The 14,405-nt window shown below is 70.2% G+C and carries 14 protein-coding genes; 9 read left to right on the top strand and 5 right to left on the bottom strand.

The window, feature by feature from the left end; translation table 11 throughout:
- The first annotated feature begins 66 nt into the window (after positions 1–66).
- The 3 genes from ACYVAK_RS00380 to ACYVAK_RS00370 all read left to right on the top strand — a co-directional run bounded on the left by ACYVAK_RS00380 (position 67) and on the right by ACYVAK_RS00370 (position 4,406).
- Positions 67–1,650 (top strand): protein adenylyltransferase SelO, encoded by a 1,584-nt coding sequence (locus ACYVAK_RS00380; RefSeq protein ID WP_461056890.1) that lies wholly within the window; start codon positions 67–69, stop codon positions 1,648–1,650.
- A gap of 93 nt (positions 1,651–1,743) precedes the next feature.
- Complete coding sequence (locus tag ACYVAK_RS00375; protein ID WP_461056888.1) at positions 1,744–2,637, top strand: acyltransferase; 894 nt, start codon at positions 1,744–1,746, stop codon at positions 2,635–2,637.
- A gap of 65 nt (positions 2,638–2,702) precedes the next feature.
- Positions 2,703–4,406, top strand: coding sequence for a M28 family metallopeptidase (locus ACYVAK_RS00370; protein ID WP_461056886.1), 1,704 nt, complete (start codon positions 2,703–2,705; stop codon positions 4,404–4,406).
- A gap of 70 nt (positions 4,407–4,476) precedes the next feature.
- Here ACYVAK_RS00370 and ACYVAK_RS00365 read toward each other — a convergent pair whose 3' ends face one another.
- The gene (locus ACYVAK_RS00365; protein WP_461056884.1) at positions 4,477–6,606 is read right to left on the bottom strand and encodes a S9 family peptidase; all 2,130 of its coding nucleotides are present in this window, start codon (positions 6,604–6,606) and stop codon (positions 4,477–4,479) included.
- A 147-nt stretch (positions 6,607–6,753) separates the two neighbouring features.
- Here ACYVAK_RS00365 and ACYVAK_RS00360 point away from each other — a divergent pair, with 147 nt between their 5' ends.
- Complete coding sequence (locus ACYVAK_RS00360; RefSeq protein ID WP_461056882.1) at positions 6,754–7,473, top strand: pseudouridine synthase; 720 nt, start codon at positions 6,754–6,756, stop codon at positions 7,471–7,473.
- On the opposite strand, the gene ACYVAK_RS00355 is transcribed toward ACYVAK_RS00360, so the two are convergent.
- The 4 genes from ACYVAK_RS00355 to ACYVAK_RS00340 form a co-directional block, all read right to left on the bottom strand.
- A complete protein-coding gene (locus tag ACYVAK_RS00355; RefSeq protein WP_461056880.1) occupies positions 7,474–7,899 on the bottom strand; it encodes a hypothetical protein in 426 nt (141 codons plus the stop codon).
- Positions 7,892–8,221, bottom strand: coding sequence for a heavy-metal-associated domain-containing protein (locus ACYVAK_RS00350; protein ID WP_461056878.1), 330 nt, complete (start codon positions 8,219–8,221; stop codon positions 7,892–7,894). Before ACYVAK_RS00350 ends, ACYVAK_RS00355 begins: the two co-directional genes overlap by 8 nt.
- A gap of 21 nt (positions 8,222–8,242) precedes the next feature.
- Entirely contained in the window at positions 8,243–8,890 is a 648-nt protein-coding gene (locus tag ACYVAK_RS00345; RefSeq protein WP_461056876.1) for a hypothetical protein, read from the bottom strand.
- A 71-nt stretch (positions 8,891–8,961) separates the two neighbouring features.
- Positions 8,962–9,360: a CopL family metal-binding regulatory protein gene (locus tag ACYVAK_RS00340; RefSeq protein ID WP_461056874.1), complete on the bottom strand. Its 399-nt coding sequence runs from the start codon at positions 9,358–9,360 to the stop codon at positions 8,962–8,964.
- A 254-nt stretch (positions 9,361–9,614) separates the two neighbouring features.
- On the opposite strand from ACYVAK_RS00340, the gene ACYVAK_RS00335 reads away from it, so the two are divergent.
- The 5 genes from ACYVAK_RS00335 to ACYVAK_RS00315 all read left to right on the top strand — a co-directional run bounded on the left by ACYVAK_RS00335 (position 9,615) and on the right by ACYVAK_RS00315 (position 14,391).
- The gene (locus ACYVAK_RS00335; protein WP_297865894.1) at positions 9,615–9,824 is read left to right on the top strand and encodes a cold-shock protein; all 210 of its coding nucleotides are present in this window, start codon (positions 9,615–9,617) and stop codon (positions 9,822–9,824) included.
- A gap of 74 nt (positions 9,825–9,898) precedes the next feature.
- Entirely contained in the window at positions 9,899–10,381 is a 483-nt protein-coding gene (locus ACYVAK_RS00330) for an FKBP-type peptidyl-prolyl cis-trans isomerase (protein WP_461056872.1), read from the top strand.
- A 143-nt stretch (positions 10,382–10,524) separates the two neighbouring features.
- Positions 10,525–12,813: a TonB-dependent receptor gene (locus ACYVAK_RS00325; RefSeq protein WP_461056870.1), complete on the top strand. Its 2,289-nt coding sequence runs from the start codon at positions 10,525–10,527 to the stop codon at positions 12,811–12,813.
- Between the two features lie 137 nt (positions 12,814–12,950).
- Positions 12,951–13,433, top strand: a complete 483-nt coding sequence (locus tag ACYVAK_RS00320; protein WP_461056868.1) for a glutathione peroxidase — start codon at positions 12,951–12,953, stop codon at positions 13,431–13,433.
- 76 nt (positions 13,434–13,509) lie between these two features.
- A complete protein-coding gene (locus ACYVAK_RS00315; protein WP_461056865.1) occupies positions 13,510–14,391 on the top strand; it encodes an AraC family transcriptional regulator in 882 nt (293 codons plus the stop codon).
- Positions 14,392–14,405: the final 14 nt, after the last annotated feature.

The raw sequence follows: 14,405 nt of genomic DNA, 5'->3' as shown, positions 1-14,405 counted from the left end.
CGAGGCATGCGTTGCCGCGCGGGTGGGGACGCCGATTCGTAAACTGGTGAAAACTCCGGAGCGCCGATGCACCTCGATACTGCCCCCCTCGTGAGTGGTCTTCCCGGTGAATCGAGCCTTCGGCCCGGTTCGCGTGACGTGCTTGGGGTGGTGTGGTCGGCGACGCGACCGACCCCTGTTCCGGCACCCCGATGGCTTGCACTGTCGAACGCGATGGCCGACGAGCTCGGCATCGACGCGGCGCAAGCGACCTCCCCCGCGCTCCTCGCCCTTCTTGCCGGCAACGCGGAGCCCGACCACGTCGTCACGGTGGCGACCAACTACGGTGGGCATCAGTTCGGCCACTGGGCCGGGCAACTCGGCGACGGGCGTGCCCTGCTGCTCGGCGCGGCGGCCGGGCGCGACGGCCAGCGCTGGGAGGTCCAGCTCAAGGGCGCGGGCCCGACGCCGTACTCGCGCCGTGCCGACGGCCGCGCGGTGCTGCGCTCCAGCCTCCGCGAGTACGTGGCGTCCGAAACCATGCACGCATTGGGCGTGCCGACCACGCGCGCGCTCAGCCTCGTCGCCCCCGGCGGCGACGTCGTGCGCGACCTCCTCTACAGCGGCGATCCGAAGCCCGAGCCGGGCGCGATCGTCTGCCGCGTGGCCCCGAGCTTCCTGCGCTTCGGGCACTACGAACTGCCGGCTTCGCGTGGCGATCGCGACCTCCTCGAGCGCCTCGTCGACCACACCATCGCCACGCATTTCCCGCAACTTTCCGGCCCCAACGCCCGCGCCGACTGGTTCGCCGAGGTGGCGCGCCGCACCGGCGTGCTGATGGCGCACTGGATGCGCGTGGGGTTCGTGCACGGCGTGATGAACACCGACAACCTCAGCGTGCTCGGGCTCACCATCGACTACGGGCCCTTCGGTTTCCTCGACGACGCCGACCCGCATTGGACACCGAACACCACGGATTTGCCGGGACGCCGCTACCGCTATGCCGCACAGCCGCAGGTGGCGCACTGGAACCTCTCGGCACTGGCCTCAGCCTTGGCGCCGCTGTTTCCCGACGCCGCGCCACTGACGGCGGGCATGAACGCCTATGTCGAGGCCTTCCAGTCGGCGCAGGCGCGGATGTGGGCCGACAAGCTCGGCCTCGAAGACTGGCGCGACGAGGACGCGGCGCTGGTTTCGGGCCTGTTCGCTGCGCTGCAGGCCGCGGAGGTCGATTTCACCCTGTTCTTCCGCACCCTCGGCGAGCAGGTGGGCGGCGCGGGCGCGAACGGCGGCGGCCTCGCCGCGGCGATCGCCGATCCGGTCGCCGCGCTGGCGCCGGCGCTCTACGACACGCGCAAGGCGGAGCGCGAGGCCGCGACACTGCGCGACTGGCTCCTCCGCTACGGCGAGCGGTTGGCGAGCGATCCCCAGCGCCCCGAGGCCCGACGTGTGCGCATGGATGCGGCCAACCCGTGGGTCGTGCCGCGCAACTGGCTGCTGCAGCAGGCCATCGACGCGGCCGAACGGGGGGACACCGCGGAGTTGCATGCCCTGCTTGACGTCCTGCAGCGTCCGTACGAGGTGCAGCCCGGCGCCGAACGCTTCGCGGGCCGCCGCCCGGACTGGGCCAAGGACCGCCCGGGCTGCTCCGCCCTGAGTTGCAGTTCCTGAATCACGTCCGTGAAGGTCGCCGCCGTCCGCCGCGCTCACGCCCGTTCATCCACGCCGGCCTAAACTCCACGGGTGTTCCGGAACCCGCCGCCCATGCGCTTCGCTCCCGTCACCTGGCTCCGCACCGCCGCCGCCGGCCTGCTCGTCGCCGTCAATACCGTCCTCCACGCCACGCCCATCCTCGCGCTGGCGGTGGCCAAGGGCCTGATGCCGTTCAAGCGCGCGCGGGCCGCGATGTCGCGCTGGATGCCGGCTTTCGGCGAGAGCTGGATCGCCGTCAACGGCTGGGCCATCGCCACCTTCACGCCGACGCGCTGGGTGATCACCGGCGACGCCGCCTTCAGCCGCGCGCGCCGCTACCTCGTGCTCAGCAACCACCAGAGCTGGGTCGACATCCCGGTGCTGCAGAAAGTGTTGAACCGCCGCATCCCGTTCCAGCGCTTCTTCCTGAAGGACTCGCTGAAGTGGGTGCCGGTGCTCGGCCTCGCGTGGTGGGCGCTGGATTTCCCCTTCATGAAGCGCGCGAGCAAGTCGCAGATCCAGAAGAACCCCGATCTCGCGCGGCGCGACCTCGAGACCGCACGCGCCGCCTGCGCGAAGTTCCGCGACATCCCGGTGTCGGTGATGAACTTCGTCGAAGGCACGCGCGCGAATGCCAAGAAGCTCGCGCAGAGCTCCTACCGCCACCTGCTGAAGCCGAAATCGGGCGGTGTCGCCCAGGTGCTGAACTCGATGGGCGAACTGCTCGACGGCATCGTCGACGTCACCATCGTCTACCCGCAGGGGCGGCCGAGCATCGTCGACCTGTTCGCCGGCAAGGTGCGCGAGATCCGCGTCGACCTGCGCCTGCGCCCGGTGCCCGCCGAGCTCGTCGGCGGCGACTACGAGAACGACCGCGACTACCGCGTGCGCTTCCAGCAGTGGCTCAACGGCCTCTGGGAAGAGAAGGACGCGCGCATCGACGCGTTGCTCGCCCAGCCGGCCTGAGCGGCTCCGCCGGGGGCGCGGGTTCCGGTAGGCTCGGGTGCTCCCGAGCCCGCGCCGGAGTGCCGATGTCGTCGAGCCGCTTTCCGTCCTTGTCGTCCTTGGCCCTTGCCCTGTCGGCGGCGGTCGTTCTCACGGCCTGCGCGCCAAACGACGAAGGCGCGGCGCCTGCCACCGCGGATACGCTGCCGACGGCCTCGGCACCGGCCATTCGCGCCCATGTCGAATTCCTCGCCGACGACCTTCTGGAAGGGCGGCTCTCGGGCACGCGCGGTTACGACATCGCCGCCGGCTACGTGGCCAGCGAGTTCGCGCAGATCGGCCTGCGTCACGGTGCCGCCGATGGCGGCTGGCTGCAGCCGGTTGGACTGGTCGAGTCGCTGTCGCTGCTCCCGCCGTCGCGACTCGTGCTGCGTCCGACGACTGGCCCTGCCGTCAGGATGGCGCCGGGCAAGGACTTCCTTCCGGTCGCCAGCCTCGACCAGGCCAAGGTGCTCGCCGAAGCGCCGGTGGTGTTCGCGGGCTTCGGCGTGTCGGCGCCGGCCCACGGCCACGATGACCTCGCCGGCATCGACGTGAAGGGCAAGGTGGTCCTCGTGTTCGGCGGCGCGCCCTCGACGTTCCCACCGGAAGTGCGCGCCCATTACTCGGCCGGCCTGACGAAGACGAAGGCGCTGGTGGATCGCGGCGCGGTCGGCATCCTGCAGATCCAGACCCGCGAGGACCAGCAGCGCACGCCGTGGGAGCGCCTCGTGCAGCAGAGCTGGCGCTCGCGCATGGCCTGGGCCGACAAACAGGGCGTGGCGAACGGGGCCTGGCCGCAGCTCGCCATCCGCGCGTCGATCAGCCCGGACAGCGCCGCGGCGCTCTTCGCCGGCGCGCCCAGGACCCTGGACGAGGCCTACGCCGCTGCCGAGGCGGGCACGCCACAGGCGTTCGAACTGCCGCTCGCCGTCGAGCAGGAGCGCCACTCGATGATCCGCCAGCGCCAGAGCGCGAACGTGGTGGGCGTGCTCGAGGGCGCCGATCCGGCGTTGAAGAACGAGTACGTCGTGATCTCGGCGCACCTCGACCACGTGGGCAAGGGCGCGCCGATCGGCGGCGATGCCATCTACAACGGCGCCTTCGACAACGCCTCCGGTATCGCGGTGATGCTCGAGGCCGCGCGCCTGCTGGCGTCGTCGCCGGTGAGGCCGCGGCGCAGCGTGGTCTTCCTCGCCGTCACCGCCGAGGAGTCCGGCCTGCAGGGTGCCGACTACTTCGTGCAGCACCCGACCGTGCCGCGCGAGGCCATCGTCGCCAACATCAACATCGACATGCCGGTGGCGCTGGCGCCGCTGGCCGACGTCACGGCCTTCGGCGCGGAGAACTCGACCCTGGGCGCCGTGGTGGAGCGCGCCGCCGCCGCGGAGGGCGTGGCGGTGACGCCGGATTCGAAGCCGGAGGAAGTGATCTTCGTCCGCAGCGACCAGTACGCCTTCGTGCGTGCCGGCATCCCGGCGCTCTACATCGACGAAGGCATGCGTTCGACCGACCCGACGCAGGACCAGGCGGCGCGCGTGGAGGCCTTCCGCAAGGAGCGCTACCACCAGCCCGGTGACGACCTCTCGCAGGCCATCGATTGGCCGTCGCTGGCCATGTTGGCGCGGCTGAACGCGCGGGTGATCACCGAGGTCGCCAACGACGACGCGCGGCCGGCGTGGCACCCCGGCAACTTCTTCGGCGAGACGTTCGCCGAGCCGGCGGCGTCACCGCCGGCACCCACGCCCTGACGAGGCGGAAGGGGGAAGGCGAAAGGCCCGGCATCGCCGGGCCTCTCTCGTCGTGGGTGAACCGGTGGGTTCAGTTCGCCGGTGCCGATTCCCAGCGGTCGAGCCACTGGTCCAGCTCGCGGTAGAAGGTGCGGCTGTTCTCGCCCTTCAGGATCCAGTGGTTCTCGTCCGGGAAGACCAGCAGTCGGCTCTCGATGCCGCGGCGCTGCAGCAGCGACCAGTACTCGATCGTGTTGTTGAGCGGCACGCGGAAGTCCTGCTCGCCGATCGTCACCAGCACCGGCGTCTGGAACTCGGCGGCCTTCAGCATCGGGTTCTGCGACACCCACACGCCGCCGCGCTCCCACACCGGGCCGCCGGCGTTCTGCTCGCGGCCGTAGATGGTGTCGGAGGTGCCCCACTGGGCTTCCGAATTCACGAGGCCGGCGTGGCTCACGAGGCAGCGGTAGCGCGTCGTCGTCCCCTGCAGCCAGTTGGCGAGGTGGCCGCCGTAGCTGGCGCCGCCAGCGCACTGGCGGGTGCCATCGACGAACGCGAAGCGCTCGATGGCGACATCGACGGCCTGGTTGATCTCGTTGGCCGGGCCCTCGAAGGGGTCGCCCTGGATGCCCTGCGCGAACGCTTCGCCGAAGCCGGTCGAACCGGTGTAGTTGGTCAGCACCACGACGCGGTCGGTGCCGGCGATCAGGTGGTAGTTCCAGCGGGTGAAGAAGGTGTCCCGCCACATGATGTGCGGCCCGCCGTGGATCAGGGTGAACACCGGGTAGCGCTTCGCCGGGTCGAAGCCGGCCGGCTTCACCAGCATGTTGTGGATGCGCGCACCGCGTTCGCTGTCGAACCAGAAATGCTCGACCGGCGCGAGGTCGAGCTCGGCCGCCTTGGCGCTGTTGAAGGCCGAGAGGGCGCGATGGCCGCCGCGCGGGTTGATGCGCACGACTTCCGGCGGGTTCACCGCGCTGTCGAAGTTCGCCACCAGCACGCCCCGGGCCGCATCGGCCACCTGCAGGCCGGTGTAGACGCCGCGATCGATGTCGAACGCGCGCCGTGCTTCCGTATCGCCGATGCGCGCGGTGAAGAGCGTCTCGTGGCCGGCCTCTTCCACCGTCATCCACAAGGTGCGGTTGTCGGCGTCGATGCCGAAGCTCGACACGGCGAGATCACCGGGCAGGGTCACGTTCGGGCCGGCCTTGGCGTCGGGCCACGAGAACGTCGCGAGCCGCGTCGCGTTGTAGACCTTCTCGCCGCGCGGCGTGAGCTGCGCCACCAGGTGTCGGCCGTCGGCGCTGAACTGCGGCCGGCCGTAGCTGTCCTGCGCCCCGATGGCGCCGCTGCCGGTCAGTCGCTCGGCCTCGCCGCCCGTCGCGGGCACGCGGTACAGGTCGGTGTGCGTGTTGGCGAAAGCGGCGCGGTGGCGGTTGATGGTGGCCGAGAACACCACGGCCTCGCCGTCCGGCGTCCAGGTGGCGTCGATCTCCTCGCCCGTTTCGGTGAAGCGCCCGCCGAAGCCGGGCTCCTTCACCAGGGCCGAGGTCGCGAGCAGGTCCTTGGCCTCGCCGCCGGCGACCGGCACGACGAACAGGCGCTGCTGGCGGTCGTCGAGCCAGCGATCCCAGTTGCGGATCGGGAAGCCGGTGTAGATGCGCACGTTGTCCTTGCGCGCCTTGCGCTCGGCGGCGACGCGCACGTTGTCGGCGTCGTTCATCGTGCCCGGGAACACGGTGCTGACGAACAGCAGCTTGGCGCCGTCCGGCGAGAACTGCGGCGTGCGCGCGCCGGTCGAGATCGACGTCACGCGGCGCGGCTCGCCGCCCTGGCGCAGGTCGAGCACGTACACCTGCGGGGCCGCGTCGCCTTCGCGCTGCACGGTGAAGGCCAGCTGCGAGCCGTCCGGGCTGAACACCGGGCCCGCTTCCGCGGCCTTGCTGAAGGTGAGCTGGCGCGGCGCGCCCTTGCCGTCGGTGGGCAGCAGCCAGAGGTCGGCGCTCTGCTGCGCCGGGTCGTAGGCCGGCTGGGTGGCCACGACCGCGGCGAAGCGGCCGTCATGCGAGACGGCCGGCGGCGAGAGGCGCGCGAACGTCCACAGGTCTTCGTGGGTGATGGGCCGGCCGGCGGCGGAGACGAGGCCGCTCACCCCGAGCCCGGCAAGGGCGAGCAGGGCGGCGGTGGCGCGGGGCAGGGCAGGGCGACGCAGCAGGGTCATGCGAGGGTCCCGAGGGTGGCGTGGTGGTGAAGGCCCGAGCATCGCCGAATTCGCGGGCCTTGGCGTGGGCCTGAAGTGAGGGGTGGGTTCAGGTGGCCAGGTCGGGGTGGGGGTATCCTTCGCGCCCTTTCCTTTCGGCACGCAGCGATGCGCCTGAACAAGTACCTCTCCGAGGCGGGCTACTGCTCGCGCCGCGAAGCCGACCGCCTGATCGGCGAGGGCCGCGTCACCGTCAACGGGATCCGCGCCCGCGTGGGTGCCGAGCTGGGCGAGGGCGACAAGGTGGCCGTGGACGGCCAGACCGTCGCGCAGCGCGCCGCCGGCGCGCCCAACAAGCGCCGGCACGTCTACATCGCCTACCACAAGCCCGTCGGCATCACCTGCACGACCGAGGCCGACGTCGCGGGCAACATCGTCGAGGCCATCGGCCACGAGCAGCGCATCTTCCCGATCGGCCGCCTCGACAAGGACAGCGAGGGCCTGATCCTGCTGACCAGCAACGGCGACATCGTCAACGAGATCCTGCGCGCCGAGAACAGCAAGGAAAAGGAGTACCTGGTCGGCGTCAACAAGGACGTGACCATGGAGTTCCTGCGCGGCATGGCCCGCGGCGGCATCGCCATGCACGGGCAGACGACGCTGCCGTGCAAGGTGTCGAAGATCGGTCCGGTCGGCTTCCGCATCGTGCTGACGCAGGGCCTCAACCGGCAGATCCGCCTGATGTGCACGCACTTCGGCTACCGGGTGAAGCGCCTGTTCCGCAGCCGCATCGTCAACATCCAGATCGGCCACCTGAAGCCGGGCCAGTGGCGCAACCTCACTGACGCCGAGCTGCGCGGCCTGCTGCCGAACCGCACCGAGTGGTGATCAGCCCAGTGCCGGCAGCACGAAGGCGAACACCGCGCCGGCAATCGTGGCGAGCACCGAGACCCCATAGAGCCCGTTCGACCAGCGGCGCAGCCGCATGCAGGCGCGCGCCAGCGCCGGATCGGCGGGGCAGGGCGCCGAGCGCGCGCGCCACAGCAGCAGGCCGGCCACCGCCAGCGCGAAGGCCGCGATGCCGAACACGAGGCCCTTGCGCTCGGAGAGCCAGATCAGCTGCGGTACCGCGGTGACCAGCCCGGCGAGGGTGGCCCCCGCGCCGAGGCTCACCATCACCGCCGGCAGTACGCAGCAGACCAGCGTGCCCGAGCTGGCGACCAAGGCACCGAGCGCACCCCAAAGGCTTTGCCGGCCGGGGGCCAGCATCGCCCGCAGGTCGCTCGCGTCCTCGCGGGCCGAGGGCTCAGTCACCCGCGACCTCTGCCTTGATCTGCGCCACCGTCGCATCGGTGCGCTGGATGCCGACCACGGTGTACCCGGCGTCGGTCAGCAGCTTCGTGGCGGTGGCATCCGTGATGTCGGCGCCCTCCTTCAGGCCGACCGCCACCAGCTTGTTCTCGAGGTTGACGAACACTTCGGCGGTGGCGGCGTCGGCCTTGAACGCCTTGGTGATGCCGTCGGCGCAGAACGCGCAGACAAGGCCGTTGACTTCGATGCGGAGAGTGCGGGCGTCGAGGGTGCCGGCGAACAGGCTGGCGGCGACGACGGCGGCGAGGGAAGCAATGCGGAGCATGGTGAGTTCCTTTGCGTTCGATCAGAGATTGACCATGAGGTTCGCGAGCGGCTTGCCGTCGCGATCCGCGCCCACCTCGAACCACCAGCGGGTGGTGAAGAAGCGCAGCATGGCGGCCGGCTTGATGTCTTCGTCCATGGCATTGGTGGTACGCATGCCCTTGAGGACGATCCATGTCGCCATCCGGTCCACGTCGTGGGCGTAAGGCGCCCAACCGATCGCGGCGACGTCGTTGCGGTGCGACCAGCCGTCGCCTTCATGGTGTTCGGATACCAGCGAGGTGTAGACACGGCGGGTCTCGTAGTCCAGCTGGAAGCCCACGTGGCTGGCCAAGCCGCTGCCCAGCGCCGTGCGTCCCTCGCCGAGGCCGCCCCAGACAAAGGCATTGGCCTGGGCGGTGGGGAGGTTCCAGCGGTGCAGCAGCCGGGCGGCGCGAACGTAGGTCAGGTCGAGTTCATCGGTGCGCAGCAGCTCGCGATGGCGAGCGACGCCGACCGTGGCCGACCAGCGGAAGCTGGGGGAGTAGGTGTAGCTCACCTGATCCATGTCGGCTTGGTGGTCGAGCATCAGCATGTGGCCGCCCGAGTAGGAGATCGGTCGGGCGAGGGCCGTCGCCGAGCAGGCGAGGGCGACGAGGGCCCATAGGCCCTGCGGGTTTCGAATGGTCATATCGGCTCCTTGGAAGCAGGCCCGAAGGCCTGAGGCAGCGCCCGCTGGCAGCGGGCCCCGGCGCGTCTGGCTCAGCCGATCGGTGGGCGCAGGAGGCTCGACACGGGCCACGGAAGGACGGGTCTGGCGTCCGCCGGGGCGGGGCCGGGCGGACGCTCTGCTGCGGGCAGGACGATCCGGGGGATCGCCAGCGGCGGCACCTTCCCGCAGGCCCATTCGCACAGCACGCCGCCGTCGACGCAACAGGCCGGAGCGGACGGCGGTTCGTCGGTGCCCCGCGGCGCCTCGAGGCCATGGCACGGGGCACGATCTGCCGCCGCCGTGGCGACATCGACGGACGGGGCGTCCGCGGCCAAGGCCAATGCCATCGACGCGCCCATCGCCAGCGCCGCCGTCGCCTGGACCGCGAGGCAGATGCCGAGCAGCAGGTTGAGGCCGAAGCGAAGGGCGGTGGCAGGGCGAGCCGTCATCGTGGGCGGAGTCTACCGGGTCGCAGGCCGGGCCTGAACCGCGCAGTCCCCCTCCCAGACAAAAAAGTTGGCTTTCGTCAAGAAAAGGTTTAAGGTCGGCCTCGCTGAGCTTGCCGGGTCACGGTGAATTGTGTCCCGATGCGGTAGATCGATGATCCGCTACATCGCCCTTGTGTTGCCTCCCAGCAGACAGCCGCCGGTCCCCAACCCGGTGAAAACCTCAAAACATCGAATCTGTTCCTAGGAGACAACTCATGTCCGATCGTCAGACCGGCACCGTCAAGTGGTTCAACGACGCCAAGGGCTTCGGCTTCATCTCGCGCGAAGGCGGCGAAGACCTGTTCGTGCACTTCCGCTCGATCCAGGGCTCGGGCTTCAAGACGCTGAAGGAAGGCCAGAAGGTCAGCTTCACCGTCGTGAAGGGCCCGAAGGGCTTGCAGGCCGACGCCGTCCAGGCGCTCTGAGCCGCATCCACGCGTTTGCGTGACGAACCCCGGGCTTGCGCCCGGGGTTTTTCATTTCTGAAGGAGAGTTCCCCATGCAGATCGCCGAGCGCACCGTCGCTTCCTTCCATTACACGCTGACCAGCCCCGAAGGCCAGGTCATCGACAGCTCGCGCGGCCGTGAGCCGCTGCCCTACCTGCACGGCGTCGGCCAGATCGTGCCGGGCCTCGAGAAGGCCATGGCCGGCCGCGTGGCCGGCGACAGCTTCCAGGTCGTCGTCCCGGCCGCCGAAGGTTACGGCGAGAGCAACCCCGAAATGATGCAGGCCGTGCCGCGCGCCGCCTTCCCGCAGGACGTCGAGGTCCAGCCGGGCATGCAGTTCGAGGCCAACGGCCCGATGGGCCCGATCACGGTCGTCGTGAAGGCCGTCGACGCCGACACGGTCACCATCGACGCCAACCACCCGCTCGCCGGCATGCCGCTGCACTTCGACATCGAGATCGTCGACGTGCGCGAAGCCTCGGTCGAGGAAGTGCTGCACGGCCACGTGCACGGCGCCGGCGGCCACGAGCACTGAGTTCCGCGGGGCCGCGGCATTCGAGCCGCGGCTCCAGCACAGCCGAGTTAAACTTCTGTTACCCCGCGCTGCGCGCGGGGTTTTGCGTTTCCCGGCCAGGACGGCCCCGAATCCCTTCCCCTTTTCGTCTCCAAGGAACCGAGATGCGCCGCACTCAGCCCACCCGCTTGAACCGCCACGCGCTGGCGATTGCCATCGCCCTGACCCTGCCAGCCCTCGCGGTGGCGCAGGATGCCGTCCCCGCGGACGCCACCACCGACGCCACGACGCTGGACGCGATCACGGTGACCGCCACCCGTCGCGCCGAGAACGCCCAGCAGGTGCCCATCGCGGTCAGCGCGGTCGATGGCGAGAAGCTGGATGCGATCCGCTCCGGCGGCGACGACATCCGCTTCCTGGCGGCGCGTTCGCCCAGCCTCAACGTCGAGTCCTCGTTCGGCCGCGTGTTCCCGCGCTTCTACCTGCGCGGCCTCGGCAACACCGACTTCGACCTCAACGCCTCGCAGCCGGTGTCGCTGGTGTACGACGACGTCGTGCTGGAGAACGTCACGCTGAAGGGCTTCCCGGTGTTCGACGTCGACCGCATCGAAGTGCTGCGCGGCCCGCAGGGCACGCTGTTCGGCCGCAACACGCCGGCCGGCCTCGTGAAGTTCGACTCGGTCCGGCCGGATTTCGAGACCTCGGGCTACGGCCGTCTCTCGTACGGCGAGTACGACACGATGAACGCCGAAGCCGCCGTCGGCGGCGGCCTCACCGACACGCTGGCCGGCCGCGCTTCGGCGCTGTACCAGCGCCGTGGCGACTGGGTGGACAACACCTTCGCCGGCACGCGCCGCAACAACGCGGTCGAGGGCTACGAGGACATGGCCTTCCGCGGCCAGCTCCTGCTGCAGGCCAGCGAGGATTTCGAAGCCCTGCTCAGCGTGCAGATGCGCGAACTCGAGGGCACGGCGCGCCTGTTCCGCGCCAACATCCTCGGTGCCGATGGCCGCCTGGTGCCGGGCTTCGACCCGGAGAAGGTGGCGATCGACGCGCTGAACCAGCAGGACCTGGACACCGACGGCGCCTCGCTGCGCATGAGCTGGAACCTCGGCTCGGCCACGCTGTTCTCGGTCACCAGCCTCAACCATGGCGAGCTCGCCTCGCGTGGCGACATCGACGGCGGCTTCGGCGCGGTGTTCCTGCCGGGCGGCGGCGGCCCGGGCCTGATCGCGTTCCCGGCCGAGTCGGGCGATGCGGCCGAGGTCAAGCAGGCCACGCAGGAACTGCGTCTCGCCTCGAACGGCGACAACGCCATCGACTGGCAGGCCGGCCTGTACTGGTTCCAGGACGAGGCCGACATCGAGAGCATCAGCTACGACACGCTGGGCGGCGGCACCATCAACGCCCTCGCGACGCAGCGCCAGGACAACACCGCCTGGGCCGCCTTCGGCTCGGTGGACTGGGCCGTGAGCGACACCTTCGTGCTGCGCGCTGGCCTGCGCTACACCGAGGACGAGAAGGACTTCACCGCCCGTCGCGTGTTCGGCGCCTTTGGTGCGCCGGCGATCGCGCCGATCACCGTGAACCCGTCGGACGAGAACGTGAGCTGGGACCTCGCCGGCACGTGGACCGTGGCCGATGACGTGAACCTCTACGCCCGCGTGGCCAAGGGCTTCCGCGCGCCGTCGATCCAGGGCCGCCTCGCCTTCGCCAACGCGGCGCTGCCGGCCAACCAGCTGGTGACCGTCGCGGATTCGGAAGAAGTGTTGTCGTACGAAGTGGGCATGAAGGTCGCGCTGTTCGAGAACCGCGCGCGCCTGAACCTCGCCGCGTTCAACGCAACCGTCGACAACCAGCAGCTCACGGCCGTCGGCGGCACGGCGAACTTCAACAGCCTGCTCAACGCCGACGAATCGTCGCTGCGCGGCTTCGAAGCCGACCTCGAGGCCTACCTGACCGACCAGTTGCTGGTCACCTTCGGCACCGGCTACAACCGCACCGAGATCAAGGATGCCAACCTGACGACCGCGATCTGCGGCAACCCGCTGGGCTGCCTCGTCACCGACCCGACCGTGGTCGTGGGCGGCGTCACGCTGGCCCGCATCGACGGCAACCCGCTGCCGCAGGCCCCGGAGTGGACGACCAACCTGACCGCCCGCTACGGCATCCCGCTGTCGGACGATTCGGAGCTCTACCTCTACACGGATTGGGCCTATCGCAGCGAAGTGAACTTCTTCCTGTACGAGTCGACGGTGTTCACCGGCGCCCCGCTGCTCACCGGCGGCGTGCGCGTGGGCTATTCGTGGGGCCTCGGCCAGTACGAAGTCGCCGCCTTCGGCCGCAACATCCTCAACGAGATCGAAGCCGTCGGCGGCATCGATTTCAACAACCGCACCGGCTTCATCAACGAGCCGCGGACCTGGGGCGTGGAGTTCAAGGCGAGCTTCTGATCCATCGAAGCGGACGCAGCGGAAACGGCCCGGCGACCCCGGGCCGTTTCTTTTTCGCGGCGAGCAGGGCGCACCGTTCTCGCACCGACGAGGCCGGGCGCGCTAGGCTTCCCGCTCCCACGCCGGAGCCCGCGACCATGACCACCGCCTTCGACTTCAAAGCCACTGACATCGACGGCAAGGAGCGCTCGCTCGACGAGTTCAAGGGCAAGGCCGTGCTGGTGGTGAACACGGCGAGCAAGTGCGGCTTCACCCCGCAGTACGCGGGCCTTGAGCAGCTGTGGAAGGACTACGGCGACAAGGGCCTCGTGGTGCTCGGTTTCCCCTGCGACCAGTTCGGCCACCAGGAGCCGGGCGACGAGGCCGAGATCAAGAACTTCTGCTCGCTCACCTACGACGTGAGCTTCCCGATGTTCGAGAAGGTCGACGTCAACGGCCCGAAGGCCCATCCGCTGTTCAACTGGCTGAAGAGCGAGAAGTCGGGCTTCCTCGGCACCGAGGGCATCAAGTGGAACTTCACCAAGTTCCTCGTCGGCCGCGACGGGCAGGTGCTCAAGCGCTTCGCGCCCACCGACAAGCCCGAGAGCCTGCGCAAGGACATCGAGAAGGCGCTGGGCTGAAGTCCGCAAGATCGGCCACGCGGGCCCGACCACCGGAGGGCAGGCTGGGATCACGCACCCGTACTGGAGCCCACCGATGGACACGCCCGTCACCTCGCCCCTGCACCCGCGCCTGCAGCGCGTCCTTGACCGCCTCAGCGCGGCGCTGGCCCAAGGCGAGCCGCCGCCCGAGCTCGAGGCGCTGGCCCGCGAGGCGCACTTCTCGCCCTTCCATTTCCACCGCCTGTGGCGGGCGCTGACCGGTGAGCCGATCGGCGGCACGGTGGCGCGCCTCCGCCTGCGCCGCGCCCTCGGCCTGCTGGCGCAGCCCGGGGCGAGCATCACCGGCGTCGCCCTCGCCGTCGGATTCGAATCGTCGCAGTCCTTTGCGAGGCTGGTGCGCCAGCACCTCGACACCACCCCGGGGGCCTTGCGCGATGACGCCGCGGCTCGCGACGAGGCCGCACGCCGGCTCGAGCGCCCGCTGCGGGCGACGGCGTCGACCCCGCCACTGGCGGTCAGCGTCGTGTCGTTGGCGCCCTTCGATGCGGTGCTGGTCTCCGCCACCGGCGACAACGAGGCCTTGGCCGAGGCCTACGGCGCGCTGTTCGCCTGGGCGGCCGAGGTGGGCCTCGTGGATTCCATCGCCGGCTTGTGGGGCATCGACCACGACGACCGCCGTGACGTGCCCGCCGGGCAGTGCCGCGCCGAGGCGATCCTCGCGTTCCCGGTCGGCACGACGCTGGCGCCCGCGGAGGGCTTGCGCGCCGGGCACGAAGCCGGCGGGCGCTACGCGCGCGTCCGGGTGGTCGGCCCCTACGACCGTCTCGAACCGGCGCTCGATGGCCTGCTGGCCGACTGGTGGCCCACCAGCGGCTACGCGCTGGCCGAGCGCCCCATCCTGTTCCAGTACCTCGATGATCCGGAAACCACGCCGGCCGAGGTCTTGCGCACCGACATCCACCTGCCGCTGGCCTGAGCCCGGCGGCTGGG

It is taken from the genome of Silanimonas algicola (assembly GCF_054777375.1).
The sequence above is the reverse complement of the archived record's forward strand: the minus strand, read 5'-3'. Positions and strand labels throughout refer to the sequence as shown.